General features: G+C 66.7%; 15 protein-coding genes. 9 read left to right on the top strand and 6 right to left on the bottom strand.

The window, feature by feature from the left end:
* Nucleotides 1–305 precede the first annotated feature (305 nt).
* From ACIGHN_RS10240 to ubiM, 3 genes are all read left to right on the top strand, one after another.
* Complete coding sequence (locus ACIGHN_RS10240) at nucleotides 306–1,262, top strand: alpha/beta fold hydrolase (protein WP_396504271.1); 957 nt, start codon at nucleotides 306–308, stop codon at nucleotides 1,260–1,262.
* Between the two features lie 189 nt (nucleotides 1,263–1,451).
* On the top strand, nucleotides 1,452–1,883 hold the full coding sequence (locus ACIGHN_RS10235; RefSeq protein WP_056410443.1) for a hypothetical protein: 432 nt from the start codon (nucleotides 1,452–1,454) through the stop codon (nucleotides 1,881–1,883).
* Nucleotides 1,884–2,205: 322 nt separating this feature from the next.
* Nucleotides 2,206–3,558, top strand: a complete 1,353-nt coding sequence (gene ubiM / locus ACIGHN_RS10230; protein ID WP_396504270.1) for a 5-demethoxyubiquinol-8 5-hydroxylase UbiM — start codon at nucleotides 2,206–2,208, stop codon at nucleotides 3,556–3,558.
* A 192-nt stretch (nucleotides 3,559–3,750) separates the two neighbouring features.
* Here the strand turns inward: ubiM and ACIGHN_RS10225 are convergent, their stop codons facing one another.
* Nucleotides 3,751–4,581 carry a class I SAM-dependent methyltransferase gene (locus ACIGHN_RS10225; RefSeq protein ID WP_396504269.1) on the bottom strand — a complete coding sequence of 277 codons (831 nt, stop codon included), beginning with the start codon at nucleotides 4,579–4,581 and terminating at the stop codon, nucleotides 3,751–3,753.
* Nucleotides 4,582–4,952: 371 nt separating this feature from the next.
* Here ACIGHN_RS10225 and ACIGHN_RS10220 point away from each other — a divergent pair, with 371 nt between their 5' ends.
* Together ACIGHN_RS10220 and ACIGHN_RS10215 are read left to right on the top strand one after the other, a co-directional pair.
* Nucleotides 4,953–5,861, top strand: a complete 909-nt coding sequence (locus ACIGHN_RS10220) for a hypothetical protein (RefSeq protein ID WP_396504268.1) — start codon at nucleotides 4,953–4,955, stop codon at nucleotides 5,859–5,861.
* Nucleotides 5,862–6,362, top strand: coding sequence for a hypothetical protein (locus ACIGHN_RS10215; protein ID WP_396504267.1), 501 nt, complete (start codon nucleotides 5,862–5,864; stop codon nucleotides 6,360–6,362). It abuts the gene before it with no gap.
* Nucleotides 6,363–6,456: 94 nt separating this feature from the next.
* Here the strand turns inward: ACIGHN_RS10215 and ACIGHN_RS10210 are convergent, their stop codons facing one another.
* Nucleotides 6,457–7,230: a zf-TFIIB domain-containing protein gene (locus ACIGHN_RS10210; protein WP_396504266.1), complete on the bottom strand. Its 774-nt coding sequence runs from the start codon at nucleotides 7,228–7,230 to the stop codon at nucleotides 6,457–6,459.
* Between the two features lie 169 nt (nucleotides 7,231–7,399).
* On the opposite strand from ACIGHN_RS10210, the gene ACIGHN_RS10205 reads away from it, so the two are divergent.
* The 3 genes from ACIGHN_RS10205 (at nucleotide 7,400) to ACIGHN_RS10195 (ending at nucleotide 10,680) form a co-directional block, all read left to right on the top strand.
* Entirely contained in the window at nucleotides 7,400–8,686 is a 1,287-nt protein-coding gene (locus tag ACIGHN_RS10205; protein WP_396504265.1) for a solute carrier family 23 protein, read from the top strand.
* 320 nt (nucleotides 8,687–9,006) lie between these two features.
* Nucleotides 9,007–10,158: an ABC transporter substrate-binding protein gene (locus ACIGHN_RS10200; RefSeq protein ID WP_056410458.1), complete on the top strand. Its 1,152-nt coding sequence runs from the start codon at nucleotides 9,007–9,009 to the stop codon at nucleotides 10,156–10,158.
* A gap of 99 nt (nucleotides 10,159–10,257) precedes the next feature.
* Nucleotides 10,258–10,680: a hotdog fold thioesterase gene (locus ACIGHN_RS10195; protein ID WP_056163384.1), complete on the top strand. Its 423-nt coding sequence runs from the start codon at nucleotides 10,258–10,260 to the stop codon at nucleotides 10,678–10,680.
* Nucleotides 10,681–10,950: 270 nt separating this feature from the next.
* On the opposite strand, the gene ACIGHN_RS10190 is transcribed toward ACIGHN_RS10195, so the two are convergent.
* Both ACIGHN_RS10190 and ACIGHN_RS10185 read right to left on the bottom strand, forming a co-directional pair.
* Nucleotides 10,951–11,520 carry a cob(I)yrinic acid a,c-diamide adenosyltransferase gene (locus ACIGHN_RS10190; protein ID WP_396504264.1) on the bottom strand — a complete coding sequence of 190 codons (570 nt, stop codon included), beginning with the start codon at nucleotides 11,518–11,520 and terminating at the stop codon, nucleotides 10,951–10,953.
* Nucleotides 11,521–11,754: 234 nt separating this feature from the next.
* The gene (locus ACIGHN_RS10185) at nucleotides 11,755–12,192 is read right to left on the bottom strand and encodes a hypothetical protein (protein WP_056411574.1); all 438 of its coding nucleotides are present in this window, start codon (nucleotides 12,190–12,192) and stop codon (nucleotides 11,755–11,757) included.
* Nucleotides 12,193–12,526: 334 nt separating this feature from the next.
* Here ACIGHN_RS10185 and ACIGHN_RS10180 point away from each other — a divergent pair, with 334 nt between their 5' ends.
* Nucleotides 12,527–12,892 carry an EF-hand domain-containing protein gene (locus tag ACIGHN_RS10180; protein WP_396504263.1) on the top strand — a complete coding sequence of 122 codons (366 nt, stop codon included), beginning with the start codon at nucleotides 12,527–12,529 and terminating at the stop codon, nucleotides 12,890–12,892.
* Nucleotides 12,893–13,123: 231 nt separating this feature from the next.
* Here the strand turns inward: ACIGHN_RS10180 and ACIGHN_RS10175 are convergent, their stop codons facing one another.
* Both ACIGHN_RS10175 and ACIGHN_RS10170 read right to left on the bottom strand, forming a co-directional pair.
* A complete protein-coding gene (locus ACIGHN_RS10175) occupies nucleotides 13,124–13,921 on the bottom strand; it encodes an amino acid ABC transporter ATP-binding protein (RefSeq protein ID WP_396504262.1) in 798 nt (265 codons plus the stop codon).
* Nucleotides 13,905–14,558, bottom strand: coding sequence for an amino acid ABC transporter permease (locus ACIGHN_RS10170; protein WP_218383891.1), 654 nt, complete (start codon nucleotides 14,556–14,558; stop codon nucleotides 13,905–13,907). The genes ACIGHN_RS10175 and ACIGHN_RS10170 overlap by 17 nt, the downstream gene beginning before the upstream one ends.
* Nucleotide 14,559: the final 1 nt, after the last annotated feature.

Genomic DNA, 14,559 nt, shown 5'->3' with positions numbered 1-14,559 from the left:
CTTTCTGATACTGGCAGCCGCCATCGCCGCTGCGCGCGCCGTGCAGGCACTGCGCGACACACTCGCCCAGCTGCCGCGCAGCAACCGCGACTGGATCTTCTACTGAGCGCGGCTCACACGACGCTGCGGGCGCCGTGGCCGCGCGCGGGTTCGTACGACGACCCGCGCTGCCTGCAACGCAGCGCGTGGCCAGAGCAGCTTTGCCGCGTTGTATGACCCGCCCTCAACGCCCACGCCCGGCCCCAGGCCGCGCCGCGCCAACCACCTCACCCTCCCCTGTGTGTTTGACTTTCCGGAGCACCGCCATGAGCCATTCCAACGCCCTGCAGGCCACCACCCACTTCTACGGCGGACATGCCGGCATGCGGCTGCTGCGCACCGCCCTGGGCGCTGCCGAGCGCCTGTGGCCCGCCCTGGCCGTGCGCGCGGCCTACCGCCTGTTCGGCACGCCCTTGCCTTTGCGCAGACCCGGCGGCAACGCCCTGCCCGCCGGTGCGTGGCGCACCGAGCGCTGGCCGTTCGAAGACGCCGAGATCACGCTCTACACGCCCCAGGCGCAGCCCCATGGCCCCGCCGTGCTGTTGCTGCACGGATGGGGCGGCCACGCGCGCCAGATGCTGCCGCTGGCCGATGCCTTGGCCGCGCGGAGCCTGCGACCGGTGCTGGTGGACCTGCCCGCGCACGGCGGCAGCCGGGGCCGCGTGAGCAACCTGGCGCAGTTCGCCCGGGCCATCGAATACGCCACGGCCCGGCTGCACGCGCAGGACTCGGCGCCCACCGCGGTGGTGGCGCATTCGCTCGCGGCCAATGCGGCTGCGCATGCCGCCAGCCGCGGCCTGGCCACCGGGCGGCTGGTGCTGCTGGCGCCGCCCGCATCGCCGCACGAATACACGCGCCTGTTCGCGCAGGTGTTCGGCCTGTCGGAGCACACGCGCGCCGCCATGCAGCGGCGCATCGAGGCGCGCGAAGGCATTCTGATGCGCCAGTTCGAGCCGCCCGCCGTGGGCCCGCGCATCGCCCTGCCCACGCTGGTGGTGCACGACCGGGGCGACCGCATCAACCGCTTTGCCGACGGCGAGGCCTACCGCGACTGCATTGCGGGCGCCACGCTGATGCCCACCGAAGGGCTGGGGCACCGCAAGATCCTGCAGCACGCCGAGGTGCTGGCCGCCGTGGCGGATTTCGTGGCGCAGCCGGTGCCTGCGCAGCAGCCGGCAGGCACCGGGCCCGGCCGGCTGCTGGCCGACGGCTGCCCGAAGTGATGGGGCCGCGGCTTGAACCGTGGGGCAGCCTGTCGCCAACAGTTACAGCCGCCATGGCGACCCGGGCGGACAGCGCCTATCATCCGGGACGCCGCTGCGCCGCGAGAACCGTTCCTGCGGGCGCAGCGGCCGATGAATGGCCGGTGACCGCACCGGCCGCCCCACGCTGCTATCCGACTGGCGCCTGCAATGCACCTTCTCACGTCCGCCTGGCCCGCACTGGCCTACCTGCTGCCCGCGCTGGTGCTGGTGTCTGCGATCTACTTTCTGGCCAAGGGCGACCGGCGCGCGCTGGCGCACCTGATGGCGCTGCTGGCGTGCTTCCTGATCGGTGCGCTGCTGATGGAGTTCTTCATCTTCATGGCCGCGCGCATGGCCCGCTCGGGCAGCCGCGATGCCGTGCTGGGCATGGGCACCCGCCAGCTGCTGGAGACCATGGCCAACCCACGCTCCATCGCCGCGCAGCCCCTGACGCTGGCGGCCGTTTCCGCCTACAGCGTGCTGGCCGCGTACCTGTGGCTACTGGTCACCTGGGTGCTGCACCTGCGCGGCAAGCCCGCGGGTGGCGCCCGCAAGAAGAAGCCCGCCAAGGCCTCCGCCCGCAAGCCAGCGCGCGCCTGAGCCGCAGGTTTTTTTATCAGGCACCTTTTTTGAAGGTTTTTGATGGCCTACCGCTGGATGGACGGGCGCCAGAAGCTATCTATTGGATAGCAACTGCCTTGACGGGCCATCTGCGTGGCTTCGTCATGCGCCCCACAGCCCGGTAGACCCTCCTCGCCACCGCATGGCGCGTGCGTGGCCGATGTGCGGCCAGCCGCCAGCACCTCCCAAGGCCAGGCTTGATGCAGGGCAAAGCCGGCCGCCCGGGGCGCATCCACAATGCAGGCCGTCGCCTCCGCTTGCAGGGGCGTGCGTACCGGGCGGGTCCACCCGCCCCTCGGCCATGACATCCACCACCACCTCCCCTTCTCACAACGACGTCCTCATCGTCGGCGCGGGGCCTGCGGGCCTGTCGCTGGCCATCTCCCTCGCACAGGCCGGGTTCACTGCCACCGTGGTCGAGCAGCAGCCGCAGGCCGCGCTGGCCGCCCCCGCGCCCGACGGCCGCGAGATCGCGCTGACCCACCCCAGCCGCGCCACGCTGCAGCGGCTGGGCACCTGGGCGCAGCTCGCGCCGCACGAGACCGGCGCCATCCACGCGGCGCAGGTGCACGACGGGCCGCTCGGCCAACACAGCGCGCTGCAGCTCGATGCCCGGCGCGCCGGCGCGGGCCATGAAGCGCTGGGCTTCATCGTCCCCAACCACGCGCTGCGGCGCACCGCGTATGCCGTGGCGGCGCAGACGCCCGGGGTGCGCATCGTCACCGGCGCCCAGGTGACGCGCGTGGCGACCCTGGCCACGCATGCCGAGCTGGAGTACCGCCTGCCGTCCGATCCCGCGGCGCGCCCCGGCACCCACGGCGCGACACCGCCGACCGAGCGGCTGCAGGCACCGTTGCTGGTGGCGGCCGACAGCCGCTTGTCGGCCACGCGGCGGCAGCTGGGCATCGGCGCGCGCATGGCGGACTTCGGCCGCACCGTCATCGTCTGCCGCATGCGCCATGCCCTCGCCCACGGCGGCGTGGCGCACGAGTGTTTTGGCTACGAGCGCACGCTGGCCATACTGCCTCTGCCGGATGCGATGGACACGGTGGGCGCGGCCGACGCGGTCGGCACCGCGCACCGGTGCTCGGTCGTCGTCACCGCAGGCGCTGCAGATGCAGCCGCTCTGATGGCCTTGCCGGCCGGCGCGTTTGCGGCCCAGGTACAGGCGCAGTTCCGTGGCCGCCTGGGCCCTATGCAGCTCGACGGCGAGCGCCATGCCTACCCGCTGGTGGCTGTGTATGCCGACCGCTTTGCCGCCCAGCGCTGCGCCCTGCTGGGCGACGCCGCCGTGGGCATGCACCCGGTGACGGCGCACGGCTACAACCTGGGCCTGGCCGGTGTGGAGCGGCTGACTACCGCCCTGCAGACCGCGCGCCGCCAGGGCCGCGACATCGGCGACCACCGCGCACTGGCCGCCTACGCCCGCGCGCACCACCACCACGCCTGGCCGATCTACGAAGGCACCAACGCCATCGTGCGGCTGTACACCGACGCACGCCCCCTGCCCCGCCTGCTGCGCCAACTGGTGCTGCAAGGCGCGCGCCGCCTGCCGCCCCTGCAAGCCGCCATCGTGGGCCAGCTGACCGGCAAACCGCCTGGCTGGATGCAGGCGCTGGCGCCCGGCCGTCCCACAAATCTTCAAAAAACATAGCTGCCAGCGCACGCCTGGATTGGCTTGCAGCCGTATTTGCACCGCAACCCAACCCCAATAAGCGCCACCAGCTATATTTTCAATAGCAAGCTACCTCTGCAACTGGCGCGCCCCAAGGCCAGTGCCACCGTGGAACTGGCTCCGCCAGGCCACGGGTGGCGTCGCCCTTCGGGGGGAGGCGCCATAGGCGACTCAGGGGGAGTCGTGCACCCCCAGCGTCACCATGCCGTACAGCGGCGCGCCCAGCCAGGGCCACCACAGCGTCTCCAGCGCCAGGCCCGCCCAGCCATAGCATTCCGCCACGCTGTGCTCGTGCAGCAGCTCCAGGCGCGGGTGCACGGCGGCCAGGTCGGACAGGCGCGCCACGCCCCAGCGGAACTCGGCCCCGGTGGGCCCCACGCTCGCATGGCGGGCCGCCGTGCCCACCGCGCGGTGGGTCAGCACATCCAGCACCAGGCGCGAGCCCGCGGGCGCGCACTGCGCGAACTCGGTCAGCACGGCCTCGACCTGCGCGGGCTCCAGGTACATCAGCACGCCTTCGCACAGCACCAGCACGGGCTGCGGCGGCGGCGGCTCGCCGGCGGCGGCATCACGCGTCGGCAGGCCCAGGCGGCACCACCAGCCGGGCTGGGTGATGTCCACCTCGGCCAGGCGGGTGCGCGGGCACTGCGCAGGCAGCAAGGGGCGGCGCAGCGCCATCACCTCGGGCAGGTCGGCGTCCAGCCAGTGGTTGGTACCGGTGTCCAGCCACTGGAAATGGTGCGACAGGCCGCAACCCAGGTTCACGCCCTGGGCCCCGGGGTGCATCAGGAAGAATCCCTGCGCCGTGTCGCGGATGAACCGCGTGCGCCACAGCACGTTGAGCACCGTGGGCAGGTCGTTGAGGTAGGCCTCCACGTCGGCGCCCATGCGCTCCAGCAGCTCGGCAGCCACCGCATCGCCGCACGCCAGCCACGGAAAGTAATGGTCGCCCCGTGCCCGTGCGGCCAGGGGGATGAGCAGGGTGCTGGGTACGGGGGGCAAGGCGGGGCCGCGCGCCTGCGCCTTGCCATCGCAGAGCTGCGCGCTGTGAGCAGCGGCCGGAAATGTGCGAATGGAAGCGGGAGTTAGGAACTGCAGCACGCTGATTACCTCCTGAGCTTGCGACGACGCCGACCACCATCGCGCCAACGCTGCGATCTATTGTGACGTGCACTGATGCGCAAAGGAACGATGGCCCGCCGCTTATTGGGGCATCCATAGCCCGATATACCACCGTATTTCAGCCGAAACCCATCCCCGACGGGGCACTGATTTTCAGCTCTTCAGTTACACACAATACATATTTTTCGTAACGGCAAGTCAGAACCTCCAAACACAAAGAGACAATCCAACCTCATTTTCTATAGGTACCCATGTCTGCAGATATTGCCTCTACATTTTATTTGGTTGGTTATGCAAATGCCGTTTCTCAATCAATGAGCGAAAATCAGGTGGATACACTTGTATTGACGCCTGAAGATTACATCAGCATCCTAGAAGACAGATCAAAAAATAATCCATCCCTGGCTAGCGCACTGCGCAAAATATTGTCCGGCAGCAGCTCAGGAAAGTACTGGAAAACAGTTCTCAGCCCCAACATTGGCGAGCCTTGGGTAGCGCCCGTCGCCATGGGCGTCAATGACGCCGTAATGGTCACAAAAACTTTGAACGCGTTAGGGATATCAGGCATCACCACCTATATCAAAACTACCCCTGCCGGCACTTACATCATTATCAAAGGCTATGCAGCCTATAGAAGTGCCGCGCTCAACGGAACCCGCTACCTGGCCGCAAACCCAAAAATGGTACAGCTCGGCCTTGGAATGAAAGGAATGGCAGGCGTCGTCAAAGGCGGTTTTATTCTGAGCGTAGTTGTAGCAAGTGGAATCGAAATCGCCGAGTTTATTTTTAATGATGAAAAAACAATGTACGACCTAATCGGAGGCATTGGTGTGGAGGCGGCCAAGGCGGGACTTGCTTCCATGGCCGCCTATGCATTCGGAGCGGGAGTAGGATTAGTTACCACAGTAGCCATTGCTCCGCTTGTGGGCGTGGTAGCAGTTACTTTCATTGTCGGTTATGCATTGAACAAAATAGATGGGCACCATAAAATAAAACAAGGGGTTATCGACGCCTTAAAGGCTATTCCAAGCACGGTGACAGAAGGCATTTATGTTATAAATACAACATCGCAAAGCTTTCAAAAGAAAATCAATTCCGACCTCCAAGCAAAATACCAGGAACTGATGGACTGGCTTTGCCCCATTTGCAGAAGGTATTGAATGTCTACCCCAACGATAGATGTTGAAAAGCTCCGGCGTAACCTTTGGTACATCGTTCCCATGTTTTCAGCCATGGCGGCTCTCTGCCTATGGATGACATGGGATTTGGTTACCTTGATGCAACACATCGCGGCCCGCGCACCCATGGTGCGCTTTTGGCCAGGTGCGGTCATCGGCCCGGTTGGATTGGTCTTCTTTGGCGCCGCACTGATATTGGCTTTGGTAAGGGCTACCGCTTACGAGGGCCCCTTCACTCGCATGCTGGACAAGGTCTTGCTCTATTCGGGGCTGGTGCAGGTAGGGCTGATTGGGCTGATTTTCTTCGCGTCATCCATAGCTCAAAACCATGTAATGCCTGCACGGGGCTACACACAATGCTCACTGCTGCAGGGGAATCCCAGTTTATGGTTCACGGACTGGATTCAAAATCCAAATTGGTGTGTAAGCGGGAAGGACATGGCATGGGTGCAGGAGCAAGCGCGCACCACCCCTCGGCCTTGAGAGCCTGTGCGATGTTGGATTGCCAAAGCCCTTCGATTTCACTCGCTGAGCAATTCGCAGCGCCTCCCCGGCGCACAGGCTCGCCGGACTCCCGTCATCGCGCAGAAGTGAGCACACTCCAAACGATGGCCACACCAGCCGCCAGCAGATCGCCGGTGAACGAGTCTTCATCGCGGTCCCGCGTGCCGCTGAACGCGCTCTTTTGCCGCTCCCGCTCGGCCCGGCTGCGGTCGCGCTCCAGCGCCACCAGGGCGTCGCCGATGTCCACCGTCGCGGCCGGCGTGCCGGGTGCGGTGTGGGCGGGGCGGGCGCTGGCCCGGGCGTAGCCTTCCATCGCACGCACCACGGCATCGGGGTCGATGAGCGAGAACGCAGCGCGGCAGTACGGACACGCGTGGTCCTTGCGGATGTCCACCGGCGCGCCGCAGCTGGTGCAATAGATGGCGCCCACGCGCTTGGCGAGGTCGTCGATCTCGGGGCGCGTCATGTGGCGCACGAAACCTTTCTCGACCATGAAGGAAGAGAAGGTGCTGAAGCGCCCGTGCTGGCGCGCGCAGCGGTAGGTCATGTACCGGCCGCTGCGCACCACGTCGAAGCCCTTGTCCAGCGAAGAGTGGCAGCGCGGGCAGTCCATGCGCGACTCCAGCGGGCGGTGTTCGTCGGTGCGGTGCTCGTGCAGCAGCCGGAACAGGTCCACCACGGCCTGGGGCGAGAGCTTGAGGTTTTCGTACCGGTCGAGCCAGATGCCCTGGCAGGCATAGCAGATGTCCAGCTCCAGCGCGTGCCCGGTGTTGCTGGTGAAGGGGTAGGCCTGCATGGGCTGGCGGCACGACGGGCAGGACGGGCAGGACGGTGCGAAAGGCTGCATGGTTTCGTTGCAAGGGTGAAGGCGGGCCCCTCGCGCCCGCCGGTGGCCGCATCCTAACGCCGGGGCGCCGCACGCTCCCCGGCCCCGGGTCTTCCCGGACGTTCGTGGAGCGCGGGCGGATTCATCCACTAGCATTCGCGCCTCGAACTACAAAGTACAAGGAACATCCATGGGATTCATGAACTGGCAAGAAAAAAGCGCTGCCGTGCTGCAGCAAGGCGGGGTGATAGCGCCCGACGAGCGGCTGCCCTGGCCCCAGACCGCCGCCATGGGCGTGCAGCACGTGATCGCCATGTTCGGCGCGACGGTGCTGGCGCCCATCCTCATGGGGTTCGACCCCAACGTGGCCATCCTGATGAGCGGTGTGGGCACGCTGATCTTCTTTCTGGTGACGGGCGGGCGGGTGCCCAGCTACCTGGGCTCGAGCTTTGCGTTCATCGGCGTGGTGATCGCGGCCACGGGCTACGCGGGCAAGGGCCCCAACGCCAACATCGCCGTGGCGCTGGGCGGCATCATCGCGTGCGGTCTGCTCTACACGCTGATCGGCGCGCTGGTGCAGGCCATCGGCACGCGCTGGATCGAGCGCTTCATGCCGCCCGTGGTCACGGGCTCGGTGGTGGCGGTGATCGGGTTGAACCTGGCGAGCATCCCGATCAAGAACATGGCGGCCAGCAACTTCGACAGCTGGATGCAGGTAGTGACCTTCGTGAGCGTGGGCCTGGTGGCCGTGCTCACGCGCGGCATGGTGCAGCGCCTGCTGATCCTGGTGGGGCTGATCGTGGCGAGCATCATCTACGCGGTGCTGACCAACGGCCTGGGCCTGGGCAAGCCCATCGACCTGTCCATCCTGGCGAACGCCGCATGGGTGGGCATGCCCAACTTCGCCGCACCGGTGTTCGACGGCAATGCGATGCTGCTGATCGCCCCGGTGGCCATCATCCTCGTGGCCGAGAACCTGGGCCACATCAAGGCCGTCACGGCCATGACCGGGCGCGACCTGGACCGCTACATGGGCCGCGCGTTCATCGGCGACGGCGTGGCCACCATGGTCAGCGGCGGCGTGGGCGGCACGGGCGTGACGACCTATGCCGAGAACATCGGCGTGATGGCCGCGACCAAGATCTACTCGACCGCCGTGTTTTTGCTGGCGGGCGTGTTCGCGCTGGTGCTGGGTCTTTCTCCCAAGTTCGGCGCGCTGATTCAGACCATTCCGCTGCCGGTGATGGGCGGTGTCTCCATCGTGGTGTTCGGACTGATCGCAGTGGCGGGCGCCAAGATCTGGGTGGACAACAAGGTGGACTTTTCGCAGAACAAGAACCTGATCGTGGCGGCCATCACGCTCATCCTGGGCACGGGCGACTTCACGCTCAAGTTCGGCCAGTTCGCGCTGGGCGGCATCGGTACCGCCACGTTCGGCGCCATCCTGCTATACGCGCTGCTCAACCGCAAGGGCTGAGCGGCTCGGCCAGGGCGGGCGGCCCTTCCATCCAACGCAACTGCCGGCAGGGCGGTGCGGTCCCAGGCCTCCCGCCCCGTGGCGGGGGGCTTTTTTTATCGGCCGGGCGCCACGCTGCCCGGCATCGCGCTGCACGGTGTTCATGGCGGGCCGTGCGGCAGCGAATCCCCGGCCGGGACAGGGCCAAACACGGGGCTGTCACACACCCCTGGTTACAATCAGGGTTAACCCTAGGTCTTTCGACCGCCCCCACCCCTGTGTTCCCTGCTACATCCAGCCCCGCCGGGGCTGGATGTTTTTTGCCCGTGAGTTTTCATTCCATGCAACGTCGCCAGTTCACCCAATCCCTCGTCGCCGCCAGCACCGGCCTGCTGTTTGCCAACCCCTCGCGCGCCGTGGGCGTGCAGGACCCGATGGACGCCAAGAGCGTGGCCATCGGCTGCTCCATCGGCCTCACCGGCCCGCTGGCCAGCTTGGGCAAGGAGCTCAAGCAGGGGCTGGACGCAGGCATCGCCCAGGCGAACGCCCGCGGCATCCATGGCCGCGAGTTGAAGCTGGTGGTGCTGGACGACGGCTATGACGCAGCGCGCTCCGAAGCCAACGCGCGCAAGCTGATCGCCGACGGCGGCGTGGTGGCGCTGCTGTCGTGCATGGGCACGGCCAACAACCAGCGCATCCTGCCGCTGGTGGACGAAGCGCAGATCCCCTACGTGGCCCCGCAAAGCGGCGCGACGTCGCTGCGCAAGGCGGACTACCGCTCGGTGTTCCACGTGCGTGCCAGCTACTCCGACGAAGCCCAGCGCCTGACGCAAAAGCTGGTGGCCATGGGCATCACCGACCTGGCCATCGTCTACCAGGACACGGCCTTCGGCCGCGAATTCCTGGCCGATGTGAACAACGCCATGAAGGCCGCCAAGCAGCCCGCACCCAAGGCCTTCAAGCTCGACGCACAGGGTGCGCAGGTGGCCGACGTGGTCAAGCAGGCCGTGGCGGCCAAGCCCACCACGGTGCTGCTGGGCACCGCGGGCGATGTGTCGGCCTCGCTGATCAGCGAGTTCAAGAAGGTGTCGCCCAGCACCCCGCTGGCCGCAACCAGTGTGGCCCTGTCCGGCGACAACCTGCGCGAGCTGGGCGGCAAGGCCTCCGGCCTGGCCCTGTCGATGGTGCTGCCCGACGCGAGCCGCACCAGCGTCGCCCTGGTGCGCGACTACCAGCGCGCCATGAAGGCCGCGGGCTTCCAGGACTTCTCGGCCCGCAGCTTCGAAGGCTATGTGAACGCCCGCGTTCTGACCGAAGGCCTGGAGCGCACCGGCCGTGAGCTGACACGCGGCAAGCTGCGCAACGCCCTGGCGGGCATCCGCAGCAACGACATGGGCGGCCTGATGATCGACTACGCGGGCAGCGCCCCGTATGTGGGATCGCGCTTCCTGGAGCTGGGCGTGATGGGGTCCAACGGCAAGTTCGTGGGGTAAGCAGCAGGTCCGCACGCCGCCCCGGGCGGCGAGATGGGCACAATGGCCGGTCCGAACAGATCCACACCCTCCGCACCTCCCTGCCCGACCGAAGCCACCATGCCCATCTGGAAAAAGCCTGTCGACCTGGCTCGACTCAACGCCGACCACCACAACACCGCTGCCTCGCACCTGGGCATCGAGATCATCGAACTGGGTGACGACTTCCTGCGTGGCCGCGTGCCCGTGGACCAGCGCACCAAGCAGCCGTTTGGACTGCTGCATGGCGGCGTGAGCGTGGTACTGGCCGAATCGCTGGGATCGGTGGGCGCCTACTACGCCAGCCCCGAAGGCCACAACGCCGTGGGCCTGGACATCAACGCCAACCACCTGCGCTCTGCGACCAGCGGCTGGGTGACGGCCACCGCGCGGCCCATCCACATCGGGCGCACCACGCAGGTGTGGCACATCGACATGGTCAACGACGCGGGCGAGCTGACCTGCGTGTCGCGGCTGACGATGGCGATCCTGGCTCCGAGATAGAGACCATCCCCCTGAGCCGCTTTGCGCCTCGGTGCTGGTCGCCAGAGGCGACAGCTCTTCGGGCCGTCCAAGCCTGCGCAAGCAGGCTCGGAGCCGCGGCCCTCAGCCCCTTCTCTCGAATCGCTACGCGATTCGGGAAGGGGGACGATGCCCTCGCTGCGGGGCGGCCCTTGCTAGGCATCCCTGGTATTGGGGCGTGCCAGTTTCAGAAGTCGCGGAATTGATGGAGAATCGGCCGCCAGCGCTTGTTGAACAAGCGCAAGCAGCTATCTATTCAGTAGCATTCTGCGCCGCAAGACGCTCGCTTTTCCAGTACACGTCGTCGCCGCCGTCCATGCGGTTGAGCACGCGGGCCAGGACGAACAGCAGGTCCGACAGGCGGTTCAGGTACTGGCGCGGGGCGTCGTTCAGGGGCTCGGCGGTGCCCAGGGCGACCACCACCCTTTCGGCCCGGCGCGCCACGGTGCGGCACACGTGGGCCTGCGCGGCGGCGCGGGTGCCGGCGGGCAGGATGAATTCCTGCAGGCGCGGCAGCGCGGCGTTGTGGTGGTCCAGGGCCTCGTCCAGGTCCAGCACCGCCTGGGGCTTGAGCAGTTCGAAGCCGGGGATCGACAGCTCACCGCCCAGGTTGAACAGCTGGTGCTGCACTTCCACCAGCAGGTCGTGCACGTCGCCCGGCAGGGGCTCGCACAGCAGCAGGCCAATGTGGGAGTTGAGTTCGTCCACATCGCCGAGCGCATGGATGCGCAGGCTGTCTTTGGAGACGCGTTCGTTGTTGCCCAGGCCTGTGGTGCCGGCGTCGCCGGTGCGCGTGGCGATTTGTGTGAGTCGGTTGCCCATGGGTGCCTTGAGAGAAAGGGTCGTGTCCGCGCGCCTGCCTGATCGCAAGCGGTCGGCCTGAAAGTCTGCAGACCGGATTTTGCGCCACATGCTGCCTCACACACCGGCATCAGCGCTTCCACATCCACAGCAAAAAGCCCGCACCCACTGATTCACCGCGAGGTGGATCAGTGGGTGCGGGCTTTGCGCAGGGGGAACTGGCCAGCGCCCCCCGCAGGCAGCCATCCACAAACCTTAGTGGGTCGTGGTGGGCATGCGGTTCATGCGGTCGATATCGGCGGTCGACACGCCCGAGCCTGTGGGCTTCATGTTGTTCCAGGACGTGGTGTGGTACGCATCCCATTCCGCGCGGGACACCATGCCGTCACCGTTGGTGTCCATCAGGCGTGCGTTCACGCGGGCGTCGGCCTTGGCAGCGGCCTTGCCGCCGGAGGCGCTGGGGTTGATCTCGGCCACTGGGGCGCCGCGGCCGTCACCGGCAGCGGGGTTGGCGGGCATGGCGGTGCTGCGGGCAGCACGGTCATCGGCCTTGTTCTGTGCATTGGCAGCGGCAGGGCCGCCCGATGCTGCGGGGTTCACTTCCGACGGAGGACGGGGTGCGTTCGGTGCCTGGGCCAGAGCGGCAGTGCAAGCGAGGGTTGCGAGGGCGGCGATGACGGTGTGCTTTTGCATGAAGAGCTCCTTGATGAGTGAGTACAACAGAGGGTTGAATAAAGCACCGCACTGTTGCGGGCTTGGAGTCATTGTTGGAAGCGATGGGCGAACGCCATGTAGGACTTGCGCGGGCACAGCGGTCAGCCTGCAGGGCGGCTCGATACCGGCGCACGCCGCACCGGCGCGCAGTACGTTTGGGTACATGCCTGCCGCATTCGGACACAAACCACGCCCTGGCCGTTACACCGCGCTGGCAAATGTTGGGCAAGGCAACAGCAGGCAAGAGTGCTGGTGTTGGCGCCCATGCTGCGGTGCAATGGAGTCCTGTTCAACTTCGAAGGAATCCACTTCCATGAAGGCACTGCAACGACGCAACTACTCGTTCGACACGCGCAGCGTGATGCTTTTCGCGGCCCTTTCCCTGGGCGGCGTAGGCGCATTGCAAGCACAGACGACTTCCTCGCCCCAGTTCGGCCCCAGTGACAAGACTGCGCCCCACGCTGGCTCCAAAAATTCCACAGGCCCCGCCGTGATAGCGGCGCCTCAAGCCACCGCGGCCTCTGCCGCATTCGACCGCGCCGATGCCAACAAGGACGGCCAGCTCAGCGCGCAGGAAGCCGCCAAGCTGCCCGCCATCGGCCAACGTTTCAAGGAGCTGGATGCCGACAAGAACGGCGCCCTTTCCCGCTCTGAATTCGAGAAAGGCGCCAGTTCCTGATGCCCCTGCACTGACGCTGCCGCACAGGGCCGCCATGCCCTGGGTCGCGGTGTCCCCACGCCATGTGCGGGCCCTGCGGTGACGCAAGGGCTCGTGAGCCTGCCCGCGCTGGAACTCCAGGGCGTGGGCAGGCTCTTGTGCGTGCAGAAAAAAAGCGTGGGTTAGCGTGGGTTAGGCCTGCGGCGCCGATGCGCTGCAACGCGGTCGCCGGCCGGTAGATCGGTAGGCCGGTCAGTCGTGCAGCGACGACAGGAACTGCTGCAGCTCCGGCGTCTGCGGGTTGCCGAAGATCTCTGCCGGCGCGCCCGTCTCGTGCACGCGGCCCTGGTGCATGAAGATCACCCGGTCGCTCACCTTGCGGGCAAACGCCATCTCGTGCGTGACCATCATCAGCGTCATGCCTTCGAGCGCCAGCGACTCCACCACGCGCAGCACCTCTCCCACGAGTTCGGGGTCCAGCGCCGAGGTGATCTCGTCGCACAGCAGCACCTGCGGCTCCATGGCCAGCGCGCGCGCAATGGCCACGCGCTGCTGCTGGCCGCCCGAGAGCTGCTCGGGCATGGCATCGAACTTCTCGGCCAGGCCCACGCGCTCGAGCAGCTTGCGCGCCTGCGCCTCGGCCGTCTTGGCATCGCGCGCCTTCACGAGCGTGGGCGCGAGCATGATGTTGCGGCCCACCGAGAGGTGCGGAAACAGGTTGAAGCTCTGAAAGATCATGCCCACCTGCTGGCGCAGTGCGCGCATGGCGGTGGGGCTCTCGTGCATCAGCTTTTGGCCGTCCACGCTGAGCGCACCTTCCTGGAACACTTCCAGGCCATTCACGCAGCGCAGCAGCGTGCTCTTGCCCGAGCCGCTCTTGCCGATGATGGCGATCACCTCGCCCTTGCGCACCTTGAGGTCGATGCCCTTCAAGACCTCGTTCGTGCCGTACGACTTGCGCAGCGCCGTGATCTCGACGATGGGGCGGCCCACGGGCGATGCGTCTGGTGCAGCCACGGGGGATGCGCTGGTGTCAGTGGCGGTGGCCATGGAGTTTCCTTTCGAGGGACTGTGCGACCAGGCTCACCGGGAAGCACAACACAAAGTACAGCAGGGCCACGCAGGCGTAGACCAGGAAGGGCTGGTAGGTGGCGTTGGAGATCATGCTGCCCGCCTTCGTCAACTCGACGAAGCCGATCACCGACGCCAGCGCCGTGCCCTTGATCACCTGCACCAGAAAACCCACCGTCGGCGGCACCGCAATGCGCAGCGCCTGGGGCAACACCACGTGGCGCAGCTGCTCGCCGAAGTTGAGCGCCAGGCTCTGCGCGGCCTCCCACTGGCCCTTGGGGATGGACGCCACGCAGCCGCGCCAGATCTCGGTGAGGTAGGCGCTGGTATAGAGCGTGAGCGCAAACGCGGCGGCCGTCCACGGCGATGTCTTGATGCCAAAGAGCGCGATGCCGAAGTACGCGAGGAACAGCTGCATGAGCAGCGGCGTGCCCTGGAACACCTGCACGTAGGCACCGATGAGCCGCTCGGTGCCGCGCACCTTGGACAGGCGCAGCACCAGCAGCACCAGGCCCACCAGCCCGCCGCCGATGAAGGCGATGAGCGAGAGCGTGACCGTCCAGCGCGCGGCCATCAGCAGGTTGCGCAGGATGTCCCACAGAGAAAAATCAACCATG

Source organism: Acidovorax sp. NPDC077693, from assembly GCF_044542805.1.
GTDB lineage: Bacteria > Pseudomonadota > Gammaproteobacteria > Burkholderiales > Burkholderiaceae_C > Acidovorax.
Note: the sequence above shows the minus strand (reverse complement) of the source record. Positions and strands in the feature narration are given on the sequence as shown.

Bases quoted from the DNA above. Each gene is read 5' to 3' on its own strand.
- ACIGHN_RS10180 (WP_396504263.1), top strand. From the start codon at position 12,527: ATGAAGGCACTGCAACGACGCAACTACTCGTTCGACACGCGCAGCGTG.
- ACIGHN_RS10220 (WP_396504268.1), top strand. From the start codon at position 4,953: ATGTCTGCAGATATTGCCTCTACATTTTATTTGGTTGGTTATGCAAAT.
- ACIGHN_RS10185 (WP_056411574.1), bottom strand. From the start codon at position 12,192: ATGCAAAAGCACACCGTCATCGCCGCCCTCGCAACCCTCGCTTGCACT.
- ubiM (WP_396504270.1), top strand. From the start codon at position 2,206: ATGACATCCACCACCACCTCCCCTTCTCACAACGACGTCCTCATCGTC.
- ACIGHN_RS10210 (WP_396504266.1), bottom strand. From the start codon at position 7,230: ATGCAGCCTTTCGCACCGTCCTGCCCGTCCTGCCCGTCGTGCCGCCAG.
- ACIGHN_RS10200 (WP_056410458.1), top strand. From the start codon at position 9,007: ATGCAACGTCGCCAGTTCACCCAATCCCTCGTCGCCGCCAGCACCGGC.
- ACIGHN_RS10205 (WP_396504265.1), top strand. From the start codon at position 7,400: ATGGGATTCATGAACTGGCAAGAAAAAAGCGCTGCCGTGCTGCAGCAA.
- ACIGHN_RS10170 (WP_218383891.1), bottom strand. From the start codon at position 14,558: ATGGTTGATTTTTCTCTGTGGGACATCCTGCGCAACCTGCTGATGGCC.
- ACIGHN_RS10235 (WP_056410443.1), top strand. From the start codon at position 1,452: ATGCACCTTCTCACGTCCGCCTGGCCCGCACTGGCCTACCTGCTGCCC.
- ACIGHN_RS10190 (WP_396504264.1), bottom strand. From the start codon at position 11,520: ATGGGCAACCGACTCACACAAATCGCCACGCGCACCGGCGACGCCGGC.
- ACIGHN_RS10175 (WP_396504262.1), bottom strand. From the start codon at position 13,921: ATGGCCACCGCCACTGACACCAGCGCATCCCCCGTGGCTGCACCAGAC.
- ACIGHN_RS10240 (WP_396504271.1), top strand. From the start codon at position 306: ATGAGCCATTCCAACGCCCTGCAGGCCACCACCCACTTCTACGGCGGA.
- ACIGHN_RS10195 (WP_056163384.1), top strand. From the start codon at position 10,258: ATGCCCATCTGGAAAAAGCCTGTCGACCTGGCTCGACTCAACGCCGAC.
- ACIGHN_RS10215 (WP_396504267.1), top strand. From the start codon at position 5,862: ATGTCTACCCCAACGATAGATGTTGAAAAGCTCCGGCGTAACCTTTGG.